Below are 19,840 nucleotides of genomic sequence, written 5' to 3'. Positions count from 1 at the left end.
TTTACAGATTTCCCATTCTCGGCGGGCAACGTTCCAGCAACTCGACGCTGCCGTCTTCGTTTTGCTGTTCCAGCATCACATCAAATCCCCATAGGCGATGCACATGCTTCAGCACTTCTTTGCGCCCCCGATCCAGCGGTGCGCGATTATGTGGAATGTAACGCAGCGTCAGCGAACGGTCGCCGCGCAAATCCACGTTCCAGATCTGAATATTCGGCTCCAGATTACTTAAATTATATTGAGACGATAACCGGTTACGGATCTCCCGATAACCTTCTTCATTATGAATAGCGGAAATCTCCAGATAATTATGCCGATCGTCATCCAGCACGGTGAAGAAGCGGAAATCACGCATCACTTTCGGTGACAGGAACTGGCTGATAAAACTCTCATCTTTGAAATCACGCATCGCGAAATGCAGCGTTTCCAGCCAGTCGGAACCGGCGATATCCGGGAACCAGTATTTGTCTTCTTCCGTTGGCGACTGACAAATCCGTTTAATATCCTGGAACATGGCGAACCCGAGGGCATACGGGTTGATGCCGCTGTACCACGGGCTGTTATAGGGCGGCTGGAAGACCACATTGGTGTGGCTGTGCAAAAACTCCAGCATAAAACGTTCCGTTACTTTCCCTTCATCATACAGATGGTTAAGGATGGTGTAGTGCCAGAAGGTCGCCCAGCCTTCGTTCATCACCTGAGTCTGTTTTTGCGGATAAAAATACTGGCTCACCTTACGCACAATACGCAGAATTTCACGCTGCCATGATTCCAGCAGTGGCGCATTTTTCTCCATAAAATAGAGCAGGTTTTCTTGTGGCTCGGACGGATAGCGGCGCGCTTCAGCAACCGTTTTCTCTTCCTCGCGCTTCGGCAGGGTACGCCAGAGCATATTGACCTGACTTTGCAGATACTCTTCGCGACTTTTCTGCCGGGCTTTCTCTTCTTGCAGCGAGATTTTTTGCGGGCGTTTGTACCGGTCCACGCCGTAGTTCATCAGCGCGTGGCACGAGTCCAGAAGCCGTTCTACTTCATCAACGCCATAACGTTCTTCGCACTCGGTAATATATTTACGGGCAAAAATCAGATAATCGACAATCGAACTGGCGTCGGTCCAGCTACGGAATAAGTAATTGTTTTTGAAGAAAGAGTTATGCCCATAGCAGGCGTGTGCCATCACCAGCGCTTGCATGGTAATGGTGTTTTCTTCCATCAGGTAAGCGATACACGGGTTAGAGTTAATGACGATTTCATAGGCCAGTCCTTGCTGACCGTGCTTATACAGCCGTTCAGTCTCGATAAACTTTTTACCGAATGACCAGTGCGGATAGTTAATTGGCATGCCGACGCTGGAGTAGGCATCCATCATCTGTTCTGAGGTTATCACTTCAATCTGGTGCGGGTAGGTATCCAGCCGGTAGAGTTTCGCCACCCGGTCTATCTCTGCCAGATAAACATCCAGCAGGTCGAACGTCCAGTCGGGTCCATCGCTCAAACGTGTGGTGTCCTTATTCATAGAATCGATCGTCGCCATACGCGCACCTCATTGTTGTCGGCGCTCTCTGTGTGGAGCACCTCATTTCAAGCATAGAACACCTGTTAAAAACCGCGTCGCCGGAGAATTTTTTTCTTTGCGATTTCTTATTATCAGAGTGCCACTAATCCGCTTCTGAACGGAATTTTATGCTGGATAAAAAGGGCGTTCAGCAGGAGATACTAAAGACGCCATATTGCCGCAGAGTCAGGGAGATGTGAGCCAGCTCACCATAAAAAAGCCGTATGTTGAATAATATTTTCAACTGAGTTATCAAGATGTAATTGGATTATTATTCTTTTACTGTATCTACCGTTATCGGAGTGGCTATGCGAGTTGTCATACTGGGAAGTGGTGTGGTAGGCGTTGCCAGCGCCTGGTACTTAAATCAGGCAGGACATGAGGTCACCGTCATTGATCGGGAGCCGGGGGCCGCCCTGGAAACCAGTGCCGCGAATGCCGGGCAAATCTCCCCCGGATATGCTGCACCGTGGGCGGCACCAGGTGTGCCTTTAAAAGCGATTAAATGGATGTTCCAGCGCCATGCGCCGCTGGCGGTTCGTCTCGACGGTACGCAGTTCCAGTTGAAATGGATGTGGCAAATGTTACGTAACTGCGACACCAGCCACTACATGGAAAACAAAGGACGGATGGTGCGTCTGGCGGAATACAGCCGTGATTGCCTGAAAGCATTGCGCGCCGAAACCAATATTCAGTATGAAGGGCGTCAGGGTGGGACGCTGCAACTGTTCCGTACCGAACAACAGTATGAAAATGCGACCCGCGATATCGCCGTGCTGGAAGATGCTGGCGTACCGTACCTGCTGCTGGAATCCAGCCGCCTGGCGGAAGTGGAGCCCGCGCTGGCAGAAGTGGCGCACAAACTGACGGGTGGTCTGCAACTGCCCAATGACGAAACCGGAGACTGCCAGCTGTTTACCCAGAATCTGGCGCGGATGGCGGAGCAGGCGGGGGTTAAATTCCGCTTTAATACGCCCGTTGATCAACTGCTTTGCGACGGCGAGCAAATTTACGGCGTGAAGTGTGGCGATGAAGTGATTAAGGCCGATGCATATGTGATGGCATTTGGTTCTTACTCGACGGCGATGCTCAAAGGCATTGTTGATATTCCGGTGTATCCTTTGAAAGGCTACTCGCTGACCATTCCCATTGCGCAGGAAGATGGTGCGCCGGTATCCACCATTCTTGATGAAACCTACAAAATCGCCATTACCCGTTTCGATAACCGCATTCGTGTTGGCGGAATGGCGGAAATTGTTGGTTTTAACACCGAGCTGTTGCAACCGCGTCGTGAAACGCTGGAAATGGTGGTTCGCGATCTCTATCCACGCGGCGGTCATGTCGAGCAGGCGACTTTCTGGACGGGTCTGCGCCCGATGACGCCAGACGGCACGCCGTTTGTCGGGCGTACAGGCTTTAAAAATCTGTGGCTGAATACCGGTCACGGCACGCTCGGCTGGACGATGGCTTGCGGTTCCGGTCAGTTGTTAAGCGATCTGCTCTCTGGTCGCACGCCAGCGATCCCATATGAGGATCTAAGCGTAGCGCGCTACAGCCGTGGATTTACGCCATCACGCCCGGGCCATTTACATGGCGCACACAGCTAAGGAAACGAGATGACCCGTCCGATACAGGCCAGCCTCGATCTGCAGGCATTAAAACAGAATCTGTCCATTGTCCGCCAGGCCGCGCCGCACGCGCGCGTCTGGTCGGTGGTAAAAGCAAACGCTTACGGGCACGGTATTGAGCGTATCTGGAGCGCGCTCGGGGCCACCGATGGCTTTGCATTGCTTAATCTGGAAGAGGCAATAACGTTACGTGAGCGCGGCTGGAAAGGACCGATCCTGATGCTGGAAGGATTTTTCCATGCTCAGGATCTGGAGATTTATGACCAGCACCGCCTGACCACCTGCGTACACAGCAACTGGCAGCTCAAAGCACTGCAAAATGCGCGGCTAAAAGCACCGTTGGATATTTATCTTAAAGTGAACAGTGGGATGAATCGGTTGGGCTTCCAGCCCGATCGCGTGCTTACCGTCTGGCAGCAGTTGCGGGCGATGGCGAATGTTGGCGAAATGACCCTGATGTCGCATTTTGCCGAGGCGGAACATCCTGATGGAATTTCCAGCGCGATGGCGCGTATTGAGCAGGCGGCGGAAGGGCTGGAGTGTCGGCGTTCGTTGTCCAATTCGGCGGCGACTCTGTGGCACCCGGAAGCGCATTTTGACTGGGTTCGGCCTGGCATTATTTTGTATGGCGCTTCGCCGTCCGGTCAGTGGCGTGATATCGCCAATACCGGATTACGTCCGGTGATGACGCTAAGCAGTGAGATTATTGGTGTCCAGACGCTAAAAGCGGGCGAGCGTGTGGGCTACGGCGGTCGCTATACTGCGCGCGATGAACAGCGAATCGGCATTGTCGCCGCAGGATACGCCGACGGTTATCCGCGCCATGCGCCTACCGGTACTCCTGTTTTAGTGGACGGCGTGCGCACCATGACGGTGGGGACCGTCTCGATGGATATGCTGGCGGTTGATTTAACGCCTTGCCCGCAGGCGGGGATTGGTACGCCGGTTGAGCTGTGGGGCAAGGAGATCAAAATTGATGATGTCGCCGCCGCTGCCGGAACGGTGGGCTATGAGTTGATGTGCGCGCTGGCGTTACGTGTCCCGGTTGTGACAGTGTAACTTGTTATCGCTGGATGCGACCAGCGTCGTATCCAGCGTTACAAAACACATTAAACTTAAGATTCGGCTTCTTCCTCCGCTACCCGAACACCAATCTTCAACACTTCATTATCCTCTTTCTCGGCCACCGTCCAGATCATTCCGGCAAATTCTACCTGATCACCGACAACCGGTGCCGCGCCTAACAACTGCTGGACAATTTCACCCAGCGTTTGCTGCTTATCACGATATTCTCGCCCGTCTTCCAGGCCATATATCAGCGCCACATCAGCATATTTGGCACTGGCTTCGAGAATGAAGTCACCAAAGAAGCGTTGATCTAGCGCGACCGGTGGCGACTGGCTGAACAGTTTACCGAGCGCCGGGAGATCGCGTTCCCGACCAATTACACACAACACATCGCCTTCGCGCAGTCGGGTGCTGCCGGTAGGATGAAGCAACTGGTTATCACGAAACAGTGCCGCAATACGCGTCTCTTTTGGCATATGCAGATCGCGCAGTGCCGCGCCCACGCACCATTTATCGGCACTCAACTGATAAACAAACTGCTCCCACGGATTTTCCGGATGAATATCCAGACCAACGCGTGACACCGGACGTCCCACTGGCGGAACGACCACTTTGGCTTTTTTCGCCGCCCACGAGAGTGATGTCCCCTGCAAGAGTAGTGAAACCAGAACCACAAAGAAGGCGACATTAAAGAACAGTCGCGCATTCTCCAGCCCCGCCATCATCGGGAACACGGCCAGGATGATTGGCACCGCGCCGCGTAATCCCACCCAGCTGATAAACACGCGCTCACGCAGATTAAAACCACGGAACGGTAGCAATCCGGCAAATACCGAAAGAGGACGAGCGAAGAATATCATCCATGCGGACAAAATGAGCGCCGGAATGGCAATAGGCAGCAGATCGCTTGGGTTAACCAACAGCCCCAGCACCAGGAACATGGCGATTTGCGCCAGCCAGGCGAGGCCGTCGAAATTTTGCAGGATGCCATAGCGGTTGCGAATCGGGCGATTACCCAGCAGAAAACCGCACAGATAAACAGCCAGAATACCGCTACCTTCCAGCGCCGTGGTTAAAGCAAAAATTAAAATACCGCCGCTTAATGCCAGCAATGGATATAATCCGGCGGGCAGGGCGATGCGATTAATCATTTGCAGCAGTAAATAACCACCGCCAAGACCGATGACAATCCCGAGGCCAAATTGCTGCAGAATATCAACCACGAACATCCAGCTGACACTGCTTTCATGCTGCTGGATCATCGCAATCAGGGTAATCGTCAGAAAGACCGCCATTGGATCATTACTGCCGGATTCAATTTCCAGCGTCGAGCCAACACGTTCGTTAAGCCCCTTACCACCCAGCAGAGAAAAGACCGCTGCAGCATCGGTGGAGCCGACGATAGCGCCGATTAATAAGCCTTCAATCAAATCAAGATTAAACAGCCACGCCGCCATCATGCCGGTTAAACCAGAGGTGATAAGTACGCCCAGCGTCGCCAGCGACAGCGCCGGTCCTAACGCCACACGAAAGGAACTGGCCTGAGTGCGCATCCCGCCGTCGAGCAAAATAATCGCCAGCGCCAGGTTACTTACCATGTAGGCGAAGGGGTAATTATCAAACGGGATACCGCCGACGCCATCAACCCCCGCCAGCATGCCGATCGCCAGAAAAATAACCAGAATAGGAATGCCAAGACGGGAAGAAAATGAACTAAGTAATATACTGCTGGTGACAAGGATGGATCCTAAGATGAAAAGGCTAATTATTGTTGTGGCATCCAACGGTCGGTTACTCCTGATTACGCTGTCTCTTATATAAACCCTACCATATTAGCGGCAGAGACAGCGTTTTACTTAGCCCTGAAGCGTGATTTTTTTACATTTTAAGAACAGGATGACCGCTAATCGTCAACTGAGTGCCTTCCTGGGTGTTATTAAGCATGGCTTGTGCGCCCAACGGCAGCGTAACCGTACGTTGTTCATGACCAAAATCGAGGCCGGTAATGAGTGGAATCGACAGGCGGGAACGCAAAAACGCGTACACTGACTCCAGGTTGTAACCTGCGTCATAATCATTGGGCGTGCTGCCGCTAAAGCTACCGAGAATAATCGCCTTCTGACGTGGCAAAATTCCAGCATGATAGAGCTGCAACAGCATACGTTCGACGCGGAAAGGATGCTCGTTAATATCTTCCAGCACCAGAATACCGTTTTCGATTTGCGGCATCCACGGTGTACCAATCAGTGAAATCAGCATCGCGAGATTGCCTCCCCATAACGTGCCTTCGGTCTGACATGTCGGGCCTTCCCCTTGCCATTCAATGGTGAAGGTTTCATTGCGTAACGCCAGCCAGAAATGGTGCTCGGTAAAGGCGTTCAGTTCATCCGCGCCAAAGTTTGCTACCAGCATGGGGCCGCTAAAGGTGATGACATTGCCATGCGCCAGAAGACCGCACTGAATGGCGGTAAAATCGCTATGTCCGCAAATGAGCAACGGGTCATGTTGTTGGCGAGCCACCAGTGCCTGCCAGTCAATATCTGCCAGTAAACGACTGGCACCGTAACCGCCGCGTACAGCCAGCACGATGGTGTTGGGGGTAGTCAGTCTGGCAAGAGAATTGAGATCTTCCAGACGCTCCGTTTCCGTACCCGCAAAACGCTCACAACGACGGGCAATAACCTCGACGTTATTGACCTGATGCCCCGCGTCGGTAAGGCGCTGGATACCACGCAGCGCGGCGTGCTGTTTAATGCAGTAACCCGATGGGGCAATTAAGTGAAACAGAGACATGGTAATTCCTTGCTGACAACAGAAACGAAATGTATATCATGCCGCTTAGGTGTGCCGTTGTCACCTCAACGGCGATTCCAGGCTATAAGGATAGAAGAAGTGAAATTGAGATGGTTTGCCTTTTTGATTGTGTTATTAGCGGGTTGTTCATCGAAGCATGACTATACGAACCCGCCGTGGAACGCGAAAGTTCCGGTGCAACGTGCGATGCAGTGGATGCCAATAAGCCAGAAAGCCGGTGCAGCCTGGGGCGTCGATCCACAATTGATCACGGCGATTATCGCTATCGAATCGGGTGGTAATCCGAACGCGGTGAGTAAATCGAATGCCATTGGTTTGATGCAGTTAAAAGCTTCAACCTCCGGACGTGATGTTTATCGCCGTATGGGCTGGAGTGGTGAGCCGACGACCAGCGAGCTGAAAAATCCGGAGCGTAATATTTCAATGGGGGCGGCTTACCTGAATATTCTGGAAACCGGCCCGCTGGCAGGCATTGAAGATCCGAAGGTACTGCAATATGCGCTGGTGGTGTCATATGCTAACGGGGCAGGTGCGCTGCTACGGACTTTCTCGTCAGATCGGAAAAAGGCGATCAGCAAAATCAACGATCTGGATGCTGACGAGTTCCTCGATCACGTAGCGCGAAATCATCCTGCGCCGCAGGCTCCGCGCTATATCTACAAACTTGAGCAGGCACTGGACGCGATGTAAATCAGTCGCGCACTTTGTCCGCTTTCTCCCGGGCTTCCCGCTCGAGAGAGAAAATAATCCGCTGTAATTGCCGCTCCACCGTCGGGCTGACGTTAAGAAAACGGAAGCTCAGACGGGGAGTGGTGATGGTTTCATTCTTCCCATCAATCACTTTGCGCTCGCTGATGGAGATTAACTGGGCGTCAAAGTGAAAAACACCCCATTGCCCCATGTTGACTTCAATCTGAGCGAAGCGCATGCCTTCGTGCAATCCGGTAGGCTTTGCTGTTTCCAGTAATGCGCCCATGCCGCCTAACGACAAATCATACAGGCGGAAACGTAACGTACTGTTATCCGCCAGTTTGGTCTGGCAAAAATAAGGCGGATGGAGTGGGGCGGTGATGCGGAAATATCGGCGTCGTTGTACAAACCATAAGGTGGGAGGCGGTACGGTAATAAATGCCGGAAGCTGCAAGTATTCACTCTGCTGTAGTTGTTCAACAGTAAACTCGACTTTCGCACCCTGAGTTTCGGCGGTAATGATAATGTGCTGCGCCTTTAGCACGGCGTTGTTATCTTCGGCCTGGCTGCCGAAATCCAGCACCAGTTTATCCGGAGTTATTGCCAGTATTTTGCTGATCAGCTGCCCGCCATTCCAGCTGATACGCAAAGGAATTGCGGCTTTGTGCAAATCGCGTAACACGCCCAGGACGGCTAACGGATTTTGTTTCAGGAACTGCTCATGGTAATGACTCACGCGGAAAAACTCCTGACTGACAAACTGTCTTTGGTTTATCGGTCACAGTTAACAAAACTTAATACAAATGCGTGAATATTTTTTACATGTTGTTCTTAAATCAGCCGACATACGCCCAGCATCGATTCCGCCCTTGCCTATACTTAGAGCGTTGACGTAAGCATTTCTTGCGTCCGATTCATCGAAACGAGGGCCTGAACATGGGAATTATTGCCTGGATTATTTTTGGCCTGATAGCCGGCATTATCGCCAAGCTAATCATGCCGGGGCGTGATGGTGGTGGATTTTTCCTGACCTGTATTCTCGGGATAGTCGGTGCGGTGGTCGGCGGCTGGCTGGCGACCATGTTTGGCATTGGCGGCTCCATTAGTGGTTTTAATCTGCACAGCTTCCTGGTGGCGGTGGTGGGCGCTATCCTGGTGCTGGGCGTATTCCGCCTCCTGCGAAGAGAATAAGATTTTCATAAGGCGGATAGCGATACAGATGCCGCTATCCGCTTTCACATCAGAACGTATACTCGATACCTGCCCAGAAATTGCGACCTTCTTCAATAAACCCTTCACTGTAGGCATATTTGGTATCAAACAGGTTATTGACCGACGCATTGACGCTGAAGCCATGACCTAAGGTGTAATCGGCTCGAATGTGGGTCACCGCAAAACCGGCGGCTTTTTGTGAACCGTCACTGTTGCTGTAGCTGGAGGAACGCGCCTCTTCCGACAGCGTTACGCTTAACGGCTCCCACGGTTTGAGAGTCATCCATGCGGTCATTGTCTGCGTTGGCAGATCGGTTATCTTGCCGATGTCTTTGCGTTTGGCATCAGCGTGGATCAGGGCGTAGCTCAATCCTACATCCAGTATATTGCTGATTTTCCCCTTAATACCGGCATCCAGACCGCTGTAATCCACCGTGCCGCTGTTCTGATTTTGAATGGTATCGGCATCGATATTGTGCGAGAGGATGGCATCACTCACTCGGTTATAGTAAACGCTGACCTCAAACCCCCAGTCGTGCGTGAAGGCACCATTCCAGGTTAAATCCACCCCGCGCGCGCGTTCCGGTTTGAGCTGCGGGTTAACAATCGCTATCTGGTTATACGCAGGTTTGGACGTGGTATAGCGTTCTTTCAGCGTCGGAAAGCGTGTGCGGTCATAGTACGAAAGCGCCAGCGTGTCTTCATTGGCAAAGTGGTATTTCCCCATCACCTGCCAGTTAAAAGCTGACTGATTGTTGTCGTCATAATGGGTGATGCTTCCATCTTTCTCATGTTTTTTCGCTTCTACGCTATCGCGCCAGTCATAGCTGATTCCAGCCACGACATCGACATTATCGGCAGCAGCCCATTGATATTCACTGGCGAGCGACCAGGTACGATCTTCATAGCGATCGTAAGCGGCGTGCGGCGCACCTTTTTCCCGGTGTACGTCATCTTTCCAGTTAACGGCAAACGACAGCAGATCGTTTTCACGCACATCGGCTGCCAGTTGTAACCCGGCACCGTCGCTGTAATCGGAATAATGGCTGTAGCTGCCTTTTTTATTTTTCAAATCAGCCAGCGAGTTGTACATCATCAGCGTATTTTCAAAGGTGTCGCGATATAGCCGACTTTTCAGGGTAAAACGATCGTTTAGTTGGGTCGTTCCCTGATAATAAAAACTTTCTTTGTCATACTCTGGCCACTGCCAGTAGCGTGATTTTTGACCACTATTTCCACTGTATGGCGGGTTATCTTTTTCACCATCCTGCTTAATGTAAGTCAATGTGTATTCATCGTTTTCGCGTGGTGTAAAACCGAGTTTCACAATGCCGCGTTTATCATCAGCCGATGAATTAATCATCTTGCCGTGTTTGCCTGCAATATCATTATTTACACCATGCGGCAGGCCGAGAAAATCCTGCTTTAGCTGGCTACCGCTGACTTGCAAATACCCCAGATCGCTGCTGGCGGCAAATGAAGCATGCATATCGTAGGCATTGTCCTGGCTACGGCTCCATCCCTGGCGATATCCCAGATTTGCTTCCAGAGGTTTTGTTGGCTTCTGGGTGGTGATATTAATGGCTCCGCCCATCTGATTAGGCCCCTGAAGCAGCGACGAATACCCTTTGGAAACTTCAACTGCCCCCAAATTGTTGGTCAGAATCCGCGCCAGATCGAGGTTGCCGTCATAGGGAACATAAATGGGCACACCGTCGAAATAGACCGGCACCTGACGACTATCAAAGCCACGAACTTTGACCTGTTCTTCGTTGCGGCTACCTGACTTTTGCAGCACCACGCCGGGGACGACACTTAATGCCTGAGCGACATTCTGTTTATCCAGGGCCTTCATGGTGGGTTGATCGAGAACGGTGGTCGTCGTCGATGATACCGGACTGGACCATACGGTCAGCGTGTCACTCTCCTGAGCCGCTACGGCCTGCTGGGTAAAGGCAAGTGATAATGCTGTGCAGAGATAACGTTTTTTGAGTCTCATAGAATAAATTCCGTTTAACAAAGAATTAAATAGAAGCTGCGGGTTGCAGACTGACTTTAATGTCAGCTGGTGTCGCGTAATAAGGCGCGGAGGTAATAAAAAGGCGAATGCCGCAGTCGAGGTAATTTTTGAGTGTTGTCAGATTAATTCCGCCGGTCAGAGCCAGCGTGCAGTGGGGAGCCAGCGACGGTGCTATTTGCGCAATTTCAGTTGCCTGTTGCGGACTAAATTTGTCGAGCTGAAGTACGTCTGGTTGCGCGCGTAACGCGGCGATTGCCTCTTTCGGCGTGTCGGCTTCAACAACTATTTTCTTCTCGGGTGCGTGGCGACGTAACTGATTGATTGCGCCTGACCAGTCCTGATTGTCATGAAGAAAATGGCGGTGGTTGGCAAACAATAATATGGTTTCCGCACATCCGGCACGATGAATCAGTCCTCCGGCAGCCAGAATTGCCTGCGAGGCCAGTAAGCGGGTGCCCGGAATTGCTTTTCGGGTGCAGGCGATATTGCCATCAGGGTAACGTTCACGAAGTAACGCCAGCATTTGAGCGAGATAATCAGAAACACCGCAACTCCACTCCAGCACATTCTGGACTGCCTTCCATCCCTGATGAAGTGCTGCGGCATTACCTTGCGCACGGATTAGCCGCTGACCCGCGTTCGCTTGAGAACCGTCGCTGACCGCGTCATCAATAGTTAATCCCAGCGTAGTTAACATCTTACACGCGACAGAAATTCCGCTGACGCAGCCGCCCTGACGGAGAAAAAACTCTATATAGCCATGCTGGTGTCCAATATTTAATGCTCGCGTGGTCAGGTCACCGCCCTGGATATCTTCCAGCAGTAACGCATCGATTTGTGCCTGAGAAAGGAAAATCATCGCAGTGTCTCCTGCGGTACGCTATCCCACCAGATGAGCGCCCAGTCGCGGCTGGCAGGGGCGAGGGCACGAGCATCTTGTTGTTGATACCAGCGATATAACCGCTCACGCTCATCGTCGTTAAGCGCGCCCAGACTCCAGCTGACGTTCTGCTCAAAACGTTCCCAGGTGCTGTTATCCTGTTGGCAATTTTGTCCGCGGATAAAATCAACGTGAGCATAAATTCCCATCTGATACAGGACGTTGAGCGCAAAGATATAGTTGGGTAATTCGACCACTTCCCGACCAGCCGCCCGCTGAATGGCTGGAGAGACGAACGAGGTGCTGACCAGATGAGTCGTATAGACGCGAAGCCGTGCCTGATTATTCAGTTTGCTCATTGCCTGGCGCATATCAGCCACCAGAGTGGAGCGGGAAGCCACGGCAATATCGCAGCGTGGCAGGTCACTCCAGTCCTCTTCCCAGGCGCGCTGGATCCAGTGGACATTGTCTGCCTTTAGCGCGGCGGCGCGACGGGCGGCAACGTTCAGCATCCCCTGACTGTAATCAACGCCATAAATCGTCGTGAGTTTGTCCGCCAGCGCCAGCGATACGGTACCCGGTCCGCAGCCCATATCGAATAAGGTTTGCGCGCCTTGCAGGTCAATTTTTGAGGTCAGTTGTTGCAGGTAGCTGTCCGTCGGCGAGGCGCAATTTTCCGCCATTTTTTCCGCCCGTTGATCCCAGTGATCCGGCGTTTTTTCTGTGCGATGGGCCAGCCTGAGTTGCTGAAGGTAAAGGTCTGCAAAATCAATATCGTCAATGAGCATGATTTTTCCTTAGTGCTTAATTGCAGAGAGGTGATGGTGAATCTGGTCGGCAGAAACCCGGTACAGGGCAGCCAGTTTTTTCGTTGTTAACTGTTCGGTCGGTAAGCCTTGTGTTACTCGTCCATCTGGCTCTACCTGGATAATGCTGTCGGCAATGGCGTTGGCATGGAGCGGATGATGAGTCGACATTAACATTGTCATGCCGTTATTTTTGAGCTGCGCCAGCGTGTCCAGAAGTTGGATCTGATGACCGAAATCGAGGCTGGAGGCAGGCTCATCCAGTAATAACAAGCGCGGTTGCTGGACGAGTGCACGGGCGATTAAAGCCAGCTGACGTTCACCGCCGCTAAGCGTATTCCAGCGTCGTGCCGCCAGATGCAAAATGCCCAGCTTTTCCAGTTGCTCCGTTGCTTTCAGGCGTTCTTGCTTACCGGGAACGGAAAAAGCGCCTATGGTGGGGGCCAGGCCCATCAACACCATATCCAGCACACTAAAAGCAAAAATGCCGTCGTGCGCCTGCGGCACCCAGGCAATAGCCTGCGCGCGCTGGCGATGGCTGAGTGTCTGCACAGAGAGGCTATCCAGTAAGATCTCGCCTTTTAATAACGGTATAACGCCAAGAATGGAGCGCATGAGTGTGGTTTTGCCGCAACCATTGGCTCCTAACAGACAACAAATTGTTCCTTGCGACAGGGTGAAGGACACGTCGCGTAGCACCGGATGGCGGGAGTAACCCAGAGACGCATGACGGACGGCAAGCAAAGTCACTGGCGACCTCCGCGTAACAACAAAAACAGGAAAAACGGTGCACCAACAAAAGCGGTCAGAATGCCAAGTGGGATTTCTGTTGTTCCAATGCTGCGTGCCAGCGTATCGGTAAGCAGGAGCAGAATCGCGCCAGTACACATTGCCATGGGCAACAGCTGCTGATGGTTATGACCGGTCAACAAGCGGGCAATGTGCGGAACGACCAGTCCGACCCAACCAATTATGCCCGCTATTGCTACCGTGCTGGCGGTGATGAGTGTGGCGCAGACAATCAATCCAAAGCGCAGACGTGTCACGTTCAGTCCCAGCGAACGGGCTTCGTCGTCGGAAAGCGTGAGTAAATTCATGCGCCAGCGGAGAAAAAACAGGGGCAAGGAGCCTATGAGAATGATCGGTGCAGCATAGCAGAGATCGCGTAAGGTCACGGTGGACAGCCCCCCCAGCAACCAGAAGGTAATTGACGGTAACTGGGTGTAAGGATCGGCCAGCGTTTTTATTAGCGATATCCCCGCTCCGCACAACGTGCCTAACGCAATACCTACCAGCACCAGGGTTAAGATCGGATCGTGGCGGGTCACCCGACGCGTAATCAACCAGACGCCCGCGACCACCATCAGCCCGCCGCAAAATGCGTACAGCTGGATGTAAACAATGGATAATCCCCACAGGATTGCCGCGCAGGCACCAAGTCCGGCACCGGCGGAGACGCCTAAAATATCCGGTGACACTAAGGGATTACGCAACATTCCCTGATAGGTGGTTCCGGCCCCTGCCAGCGCCGCGCCCAGAAACAGCGCAGCAAGAATACGCGGCACGCGGATTTGCCAGAAGACAATTTGTTCCTGCACAGGAACATTTTCTTGACGAAGAATGAGCGCCAGCAGTTGCTGCATATCGAGATGATAAGCCCCACTTACGGCGGCAAAAGTGATACTGATAGCTGCCAGCAGCAAAATACATCCGTTTACGGTTCTCATTAGCTCGCCACCAATTTTTGATAGTCGGCGTCACTGAGTGAACAATGCCAGAACAGTTGGGCGTAATGCTGTATGTCACTTTTAAACTGGCGATTGATGGCGGGATCCAGCCAGGCGTGAAGTCTGCGTAATCCCAGAAGACGGTTGATTCCCGGCGGGGCATCCAGCCAGCCAAAGGGCAGGCCACTTAAAAATAAGATGCGTTGTTCCGCAACGGCTTTCACGCCCTGCCAGAGAGGATCACGACGAATAAAATCTGCAGTAACGGCCTCCTGAACCAGAATAATATCCGGCTGCCAGCGCAGGAGATTTTCCATGGAAACCTGTGTCAGACCGTGGCGATCGGCTATTTGCGCGACGTTGTGCAAACCTAATAATTCCGCCGCCTCGGTATGCAACGAACCCTGTAAGCCCGTTTCCAGCCCTCGAGGACCGCGCGCAGCATAAAAGCTGAGATTAGCGGCGGGTGAGGTGGCGAATGCCTGAGCTTCACCAACGAAGCGGCTGGCGAGATTGGCTTGTTCTGCGGCGCGGTGCTCTTCGCCTAACGTTTTGCCAAGCGTTGTTAACTGTTCTGCTGATTGTTCCAGTTTCCCGTTAAGCAATAACCAGGGTATTTGTGTCTGTTCGCTAACCTGCCGTGCCTGGGAGATCCAGGTTTCATCCGTATTGCCGCAATCAACGACCAAATCGGGATGTAACGCCATAAGCCCTTCCAGCGAGAGTGTGCTGGCGCGCCCGGTGAGTCGTCCCAGCCTGGGGAACTGGCGAATGTGCTCTGGCAATGGAATTAATGCCTGACGGGCAAAATCAAAAGAGGAAAAACCGACCATTTTTTCTGGCGCGACAGCCAGCAATAGTAAATCGGCGGGCGCGCCTGCGCTGACGATGCGTGTAATGTTTTGGGCTTCGGGAAGCGTCCGTGAGGCCCAGAATTTGACTGATTGTGCAAAGGACGGCAGATGATGCAGGAACAATGTCGACGCAAGAATCTGTGTAAACCTCCGTCTGGTTAGTGACATAAGTAATATCCTGATAATTAAAACCGCTATATACTTACACATATAGCGAAAAGGATCATGTTTGATGTCAAAATTTGTCTAAAGAGACAGAATGATTTGCTTGTTTCTTAAATAACACTTTGTTCCACAAGAAAATTGTCAGGGAGAATGGGGAGTGGGGGAAAATATAAATAGAGGTGTAATGATTAACAAGTTGATAAAATAAAATTAAAATCTTCTCTAATAAAAGAAAATAAAGGCATAGACCGTAGAAAGAGTGGTATTTGGTATTTCGTGATGAAGAAAGAGCAATGCCAATTTTATGCACGTAATGGCATTGCTCGATATACAGTAAAGTTAAGGCGTAGGTTCCGCCTCTTTTTGTTTTAGCGGCTGTGTTGTTGATTCACTGAGTGGACGCGTCGCCGGAACATTGTCACACGGTTGCTCTTTCGGGCAGATCAAATCCAGCATTTTCAGCGTCACGCCATTGGTCCAGCCAAAGCCATCCTGTAATGGATATTCGCCACCGCCGCCCCCTGTTCCGGTGGTGCTGACATCATATTTTTCCACCAGCTTTTTCTCCCGGTCATAGGTGTGCTGAACATTGGTCAGGAAGTGCCAGCTAATGTCCATCGCCACCTCTTTTTGCCCGTAGTTTTGTAATCCTTCTGTCGCGACCCACTGCAACGGTGCCCAGCCGTTTGGCGCATCCCATTGTTGCCCACTTTTCACCGACGTGGTGTTCAGGCCGCCTGGTTGCAGCAGATGTGTTTTCGTCGCCGTCGCCATTTTGCTGGCGCGATCTTTCGCTGCCGCATTGACGTACAGCGGGAACAGGGCGGCCGCGGTTAACTGATTGCGCACTTTATGACTTTTCAGGTCGTAATCGGCATACCAGCCTTGTTGATCGTTCCACAGGTATTTTTCGATCCCTTTTTGACGGGCATTCGCCAGCGTTTCGTACTGGTTTGCCATCGCGTTATCTCCGGCAGCTTTGCTGGCGCGGGAGAGGATTTTTTCCATTTTGAACATCAAGCTGTTCAGATCGACCGGTACGATGCTGGTGGTGCGTAAGGTGTTTAACTGCTGCGGATTGTCCATCCAGCGCGAGCTGAAATCCCAGCCAGACGCAGCGGCAGAGCGCAGGTCGCGGTAAATTTCAGTGGCAGGTCGATTCGGATTGCTTTTGGCAGTGGCAATATCTTCCACCCATGACTCTGGTCGTGGCGTATCGCGATCGTCCCAGTAGCGGTTGAGAAGGGTACCATCCTGAAGTTTTACAACGCGTTTTTCCTGTTGTCCGGCTTGCAGGTTTTCAACACCGTCCATCCAGTAAGCATATTCTTTTTGCATTTGCGGCAGGTATTGTTTCAACGCGGCGTCGCCTTCATGCTGCGCCAGTAACTCTACCATCAGGGCAAAGAAGGGCGGCTGCGAGCGGCTTAAATAGTAACTGCGGTTGCCGTTGGGAATATGACCGTAAGTGTCTATTTCATGAGCAAAATTGGCCACCATATCCGCGACTTTATCCCAGTGACCGCTTTCGGCAAGTCCTAACATGGTGAAGTAACTGTCCCAGTAATATACCTCGCGAAAACGTCCGCCTGGCACGACATAAGGTTTTGGCAGCGGTAATAGAGAATCCCATTTTTCGGTGTTTTCGGTAGAACGCGTTAATACCGGCCAAAGTCCGTCAATATGTTCGCGCAGTGATTGCCCCTCTGGCGGAACATATTTCTCGCCCTCTTTCGGCAGGGTGAAATTGACGTTAACGAAATGGCGTAGATCAAATCCGCTCTGGTTTTGCTGCATCCGATAATCAGCAAGGATCATCAGCGGATCGCTGTTCGGCACGGCATCGGCAAAGGTTTTTTGGTCCGGAAAAAGTTTGGCGTTTTGCACATCATTAAACAGCGGCCCTAATAAAATATCAGGCGGCTGTGGCGTTACCGGTGTTTCTTCTGCCTGCACCGATAGCGCAGCGAAACACAAAAAGATGCAGGCTGGAATTAACGCCATTTTTAGCGGGCGAGAAGCTGCGGGGGATTTCATCAATCATTCTCCTTTGGCGAAACCGAATAAAACGGTATTCAAGTATCAGAAAACCTTAGTTCAGGATCGCACTAGCTGCATGATCGAAATCTCATTCTGCGAACGGTCAGGCATTTTAGAAAAGGGAATTAAAGGGATAAATAACGTCGAAATAGAGTGATCAAATAACGTCTGTTTGTTAGCCAGCCAGCGGCGTTGGGTTCGCGATTAGCGCAGAAAAAATCATCATGATTTGGTAAAAAATATAACAGGTAGTTAAAAATCATCCGTGCAGAGTAAATAGCCGGATGGCATCAGAACGATGCCATCCGAACGGTGGTTTAACCCTGACGGCTGAAACGTTGCGTTTTAACGTCCAGCGTTAGCGTTTCTTCTGGTTGTATCGCATACAGTTTCTCACCCTGCTGGCAAATCCAGCCAATCCCCAGTTCACGGGCGATCAGGGCGCTGTGGGATAGCGGACTTCCGGCGCTAAGGCAAATACCTTTTACAACCGCCGGATCCAGTTGCAGTATTGTGGAGGGATAGATGTTCTCCGCCAGTAGAATCGTTGGCGAGTTAAACTGCGGGAGTTCTTCTTTCGTTTGGGTCAGGTGGACCAGGGTGCGATGCAGAAGATCGTCCACATCAATATAGCGAGCCTGTAGATATTCATCATCCAGTTGCTGGTATTGCTGGCTAAGTTCTTTAAGAACTTGCTGCCAGGCATATTCTGCCGTGCAATGTTCATGCTGAAGGAGTTCGCTTGCCGCCGCCAGCAGTTCCGGATCATCTAACAGTGTATGGTGACCAGAAAAGATTGCGGCAATATCGTCAAGCCCGCTGGCTTCTGCTTTCGCTGTTAACGTCATCAGATCTAATAACGTGAAGTCAATGGCCTGGCGTAATCGTTCTTGTTCTTCATCCACGGTCAGGGTTGATTTTGCCTGTACCGTACATAAAACCGGTTGATAATAAAAGGCTTTACCCGAAACAGGCGGAACGGGACGCAGAATAGGTGGAGCAACTTCCTCCGTTTCACCAAAGTTATCTTCAGCCAGCTGACGGAAAGCGATCAGTGCCTCTTCAGCTTCTGGCCCTTTCGCAATCAGGCGCAGCGTATCGTTATAGCGAACTTGTAGTAACGCAATCTGGTTAATACTCTCCGGTGTGACGCATTTGCCGTTTTTCTCCAGCAACATATCGGCATTAAATGTCGATAAGGTATAAACCAGCCGGGAGGCCGGACGTACATGCAGGCCGTTACGGTTTTTTATGACCACCGCCAGAGAACGGGCTTCTTCATCGTACGAAGGACATGTGTCAGAGATTTCAGTGTTGGAGGAGGGTAAACCCAGTTGTTCACGTTTGGCTTCCAGCGCATGCATGGCGTCAAAGATCACTTTGTCGATCTCCGCCCCCGAGGCCGCGCTAACCGTTGCTGCCAGTGTACCTTCGACCAACGGCGCAGCACACAAACGTACTTTTGCGGCGATCTCGGGAGCCAGCAATTCCAGCGCAGTTTCAGCACTCAATAATGCGCTTCCTATATCCATCATGACCAGCACATGGTCGGTATCGGCAACAGATTCGATGGCCTCCATCACTTTGACGGCATCGGTACCAATGGGATTTTGTGGATCGTCAATTCCCGCGGCAATGGCGATTTTACAATTATCACTCATTAACATCTGACGGGCTAATTCACCGACGCCTTCTCCCAGTCGGCTGCTATGTGAAACTATGACCAGGTTTACCATCACCAATTCCTTACTCTTTTGCGGCTAACGCCAACATTTGCATCATAAACATCACCGAGGTCGCACCGGGGTCCTGGTGACCAATACTGCGTTCACCGAGATAACTGGCACGGCCTTTGCGAGCTTGCATCGTAATCGTACTTTGTGCAGCGGATTCGGCGACGCTACTGGCAGCTTCGAGCGCCGCCGGAATAGAGAGATTTTGCTCGCTGGACTGACGTAACGATTCCACCACCGGCACCCACACATCACACATGGTTTTATCGCCAGGTTCGGCTTTCCCGCGACTGATTACGCCGTCCGCGCCATCGCGGAACATCTGATAAAGCTCTTCCAGCGTCAGGCTTTGCCGTGCCTGGGTCGCCTGTGCGGCGCGGATAAAGAAGGTACCGAAAAGCGGACCACTGGCACCACCGACGCTGGAAAGTAGCGTCATACCGGTATTCTTGAGAATGAAACCGATATCTTTATCTGCGATAGCAGGGAGTTTTTCCACCACTTTGCTAAAGCCTCGGTTCATATTTAGCCCGTGGTCAGCGTCGCCAATTTCGCGATCCAGTCCGGTAAGATACTCGCTCTCGGTGCTGAAAATATCGCCACAACGAGTGAGCCAGTTAACAATTTGAGTTCTGCTCAGTGACATTG

17 protein-coding genes are annotated in these 19,840 nt (G+C 51.7%); 4 read left to right on the top strand and 13 right to left on the bottom strand.

The genetic code is table 11. The annotated features are described in order from the left end of the window. Position 1: 1 nt before the first annotated feature. The gene (locus ACJHWT_RS11085; protein ID WP_000190855.1) at positions 2–1,534 is read right to left on the bottom strand and encodes a SpoVR family protein; all 1,533 of its coding nucleotides are present in this window, start codon (positions 1,532–1,534) and stop codon (positions 2–4) included. A gap of 329 nt (positions 1,535–1,863) precedes the next feature. Here ACJHWT_RS11085 and dadA point away from each other — a divergent pair, with 329 nt between their 5' ends. Both dadA and dadX read left to right on the top strand, forming a co-directional pair. Next, entirely contained in the window at positions 1,864–3,162 is a 1,299-nt protein-coding gene (gene dadA / locus ACJHWT_RS11080) for a D-amino acid dehydrogenase (RefSeq protein ID WP_001266891.1), read from the top strand. Positions 3,163–3,171: 9 nt separating this feature from the next. After that, positions 3,172–4,242 (top strand): catabolic alanine racemase DadX, encoded by a 1,071-nt coding sequence (gene dadX, locus ACJHWT_RS11075; protein WP_000197840.1) that lies wholly within the window; start codon positions 3,172–3,174, stop codon positions 4,240–4,242. Positions 4,243–4,298: 56 nt separating this feature from the next. On the opposite strand, the gene ACJHWT_RS11070 is transcribed toward dadX, so the two are convergent. Both ACJHWT_RS11070 and ldcA read right to left on the bottom strand, forming a co-directional pair. After that, a complete protein-coding gene (locus ACJHWT_RS11070; protein WP_000340206.1) occupies positions 4,299–6,035 on the bottom strand; it encodes a potassium/proton antiporter in 1,737 nt (578 codons plus the stop codon). Between the two features lie 94 nt (positions 6,036–6,129). Beyond that, positions 6,130–7,044, bottom strand: coding sequence for a muramoyltetrapeptide carboxypeptidase (gene ldcA, locus ACJHWT_RS11065; RefSeq protein WP_000051557.1), 915 nt, complete (start codon positions 7,042–7,044; stop codon positions 6,130–6,132). Positions 7,045–7,143: 99 nt separating this feature from the next. On the opposite strand from ldcA, the gene emtA reads away from it, so the two are divergent. Next, a complete protein-coding gene (gene emtA, locus ACJHWT_RS11060) occupies positions 7,144–7,755 on the top strand; it encodes a membrane-bound lytic murein transglycosylase EmtA (RefSeq protein ID WP_001295616.1) in 612 nt (203 codons plus the stop codon). 1 nt (position 7,756) lies between these two features. Here emtA and ACJHWT_RS11055 read toward each other — a convergent pair whose 3' ends face one another. Next, the gene (locus ACJHWT_RS11055) at positions 7,757–8,491 is read right to left on the bottom strand and encodes a flagellar brake protein (RefSeq protein WP_000020137.1); all 735 of its coding nucleotides are present in this window, start codon (positions 8,489–8,491) and stop codon (positions 7,757–7,759) included. A 200-nt stretch (positions 8,492–8,691) separates the two neighbouring features. Here ACJHWT_RS11055 and ACJHWT_RS11050 point away from each other — a divergent pair, with 200 nt between their 5' ends. After that, a complete protein-coding gene (locus ACJHWT_RS11050; protein WP_000511315.1) occupies positions 8,692–8,946 on the top strand; it encodes a GlsB/YeaQ/YmgE family stress response membrane protein in 255 nt (84 codons plus the stop codon). 49 nt (positions 8,947–8,995) lie between these two features. On the opposite strand, the gene ACJHWT_RS11045 is transcribed toward ACJHWT_RS11050, so the two are convergent. From ACJHWT_RS11045 to dhaL, 9 genes are all read right to left on the bottom strand, one after another. Next, positions 8,996–10,966 carry a TonB-dependent receptor plug domain-containing protein gene (locus ACJHWT_RS11045; protein WP_001308595.1) on the bottom strand — a complete coding sequence of 657 codons (1,971 nt, stop codon included), beginning with the start codon at positions 10,964–10,966 and terminating at the stop codon, positions 8,996–8,998. A gap of 25 nt (positions 10,967–10,991) precedes the next feature. Next, positions 10,992–11,846 (bottom strand): ModD protein, encoded by an 855-nt coding sequence (gene modD / locus ACJHWT_RS11040; RefSeq protein WP_000576828.1) that lies wholly within the window; start codon positions 11,844–11,846, stop codon positions 10,992–10,994. Next, positions 11,843–12,655 (bottom strand): class I SAM-dependent methyltransferase, encoded by an 813-nt coding sequence (locus tag ACJHWT_RS11035; protein ID WP_000904015.1) that lies wholly within the window; start codon positions 12,653–12,655, stop codon positions 11,843–11,845. Before ACJHWT_RS11035 ends, modD begins: the two co-directional genes overlap by 4 nt. Before the next feature lie 9 nt (positions 12,656–12,664). Next, entirely contained in the window at positions 12,665–13,423 is a 759-nt protein-coding gene (locus ACJHWT_RS11030; protein WP_000173318.1) for an ABC transporter ATP-binding protein, read from the bottom strand. Beyond that, positions 13,420–14,400: a FecCD family ABC transporter permease gene (locus tag ACJHWT_RS11025; protein ID WP_001261264.1), complete on the bottom strand. Its 981-nt coding sequence runs from the start codon at positions 14,398–14,400 to the stop codon at positions 13,420–13,422. Before ACJHWT_RS11025 ends, ACJHWT_RS11030 begins: the two co-directional genes overlap by 4 nt. Next, positions 14,400–15,422 (bottom strand): iron ABC transporter substrate-binding protein, encoded by a 1,023-nt coding sequence (locus ACJHWT_RS11020; RefSeq protein WP_000060151.1) that lies wholly within the window; start codon positions 15,420–15,422, stop codon positions 14,400–14,402. Before ACJHWT_RS11020 ends, ACJHWT_RS11025 begins: the two co-directional genes overlap by 1 nt. A gap of 336 nt (positions 15,423–15,758) precedes the next feature. Next, a complete protein-coding gene (gene treA, locus ACJHWT_RS11015; protein WP_000841695.1) occupies positions 15,759–17,456 on the bottom strand; it encodes an alpha,alpha-trehalase in 1,698 nt (565 codons plus the stop codon). Positions 17,457–17,776: 320 nt separating this feature from the next. Then, entirely contained in the window at positions 17,777–19,195 is a 1,419-nt protein-coding gene (gene dhaM / locus ACJHWT_RS11010; protein ID WP_001317779.1) for a dihydroxyacetone kinase phosphoryl donor subunit DhaM, read from the bottom strand. Between the two features lie 10 nt (positions 19,196–19,205). Next, on the bottom strand, positions 19,206–19,838 hold the full coding sequence (gene dhaL / locus ACJHWT_RS11005) for a dihydroxyacetone kinase subunit DhaL (protein WP_001317780.1): 633 nt from the start codon (positions 19,836–19,838) through the stop codon (positions 19,206–19,208). Positions 19,839–19,840: the final 2 nt, after the last annotated feature.

It is taken from the genome of Escherichia sp. WS338 (assembly GCF_046486405.1).
GTDB classification, from domain to species: domain Bacteria; phylum Pseudomonadota; class Gammaproteobacteria; order Enterobacterales; family Enterobacteriaceae; genus Escherichia; species Escherichia coli.
Note: the sequence above shows the minus strand (reverse complement) of the source record. Positions and strands in the feature narration are given on the sequence as shown.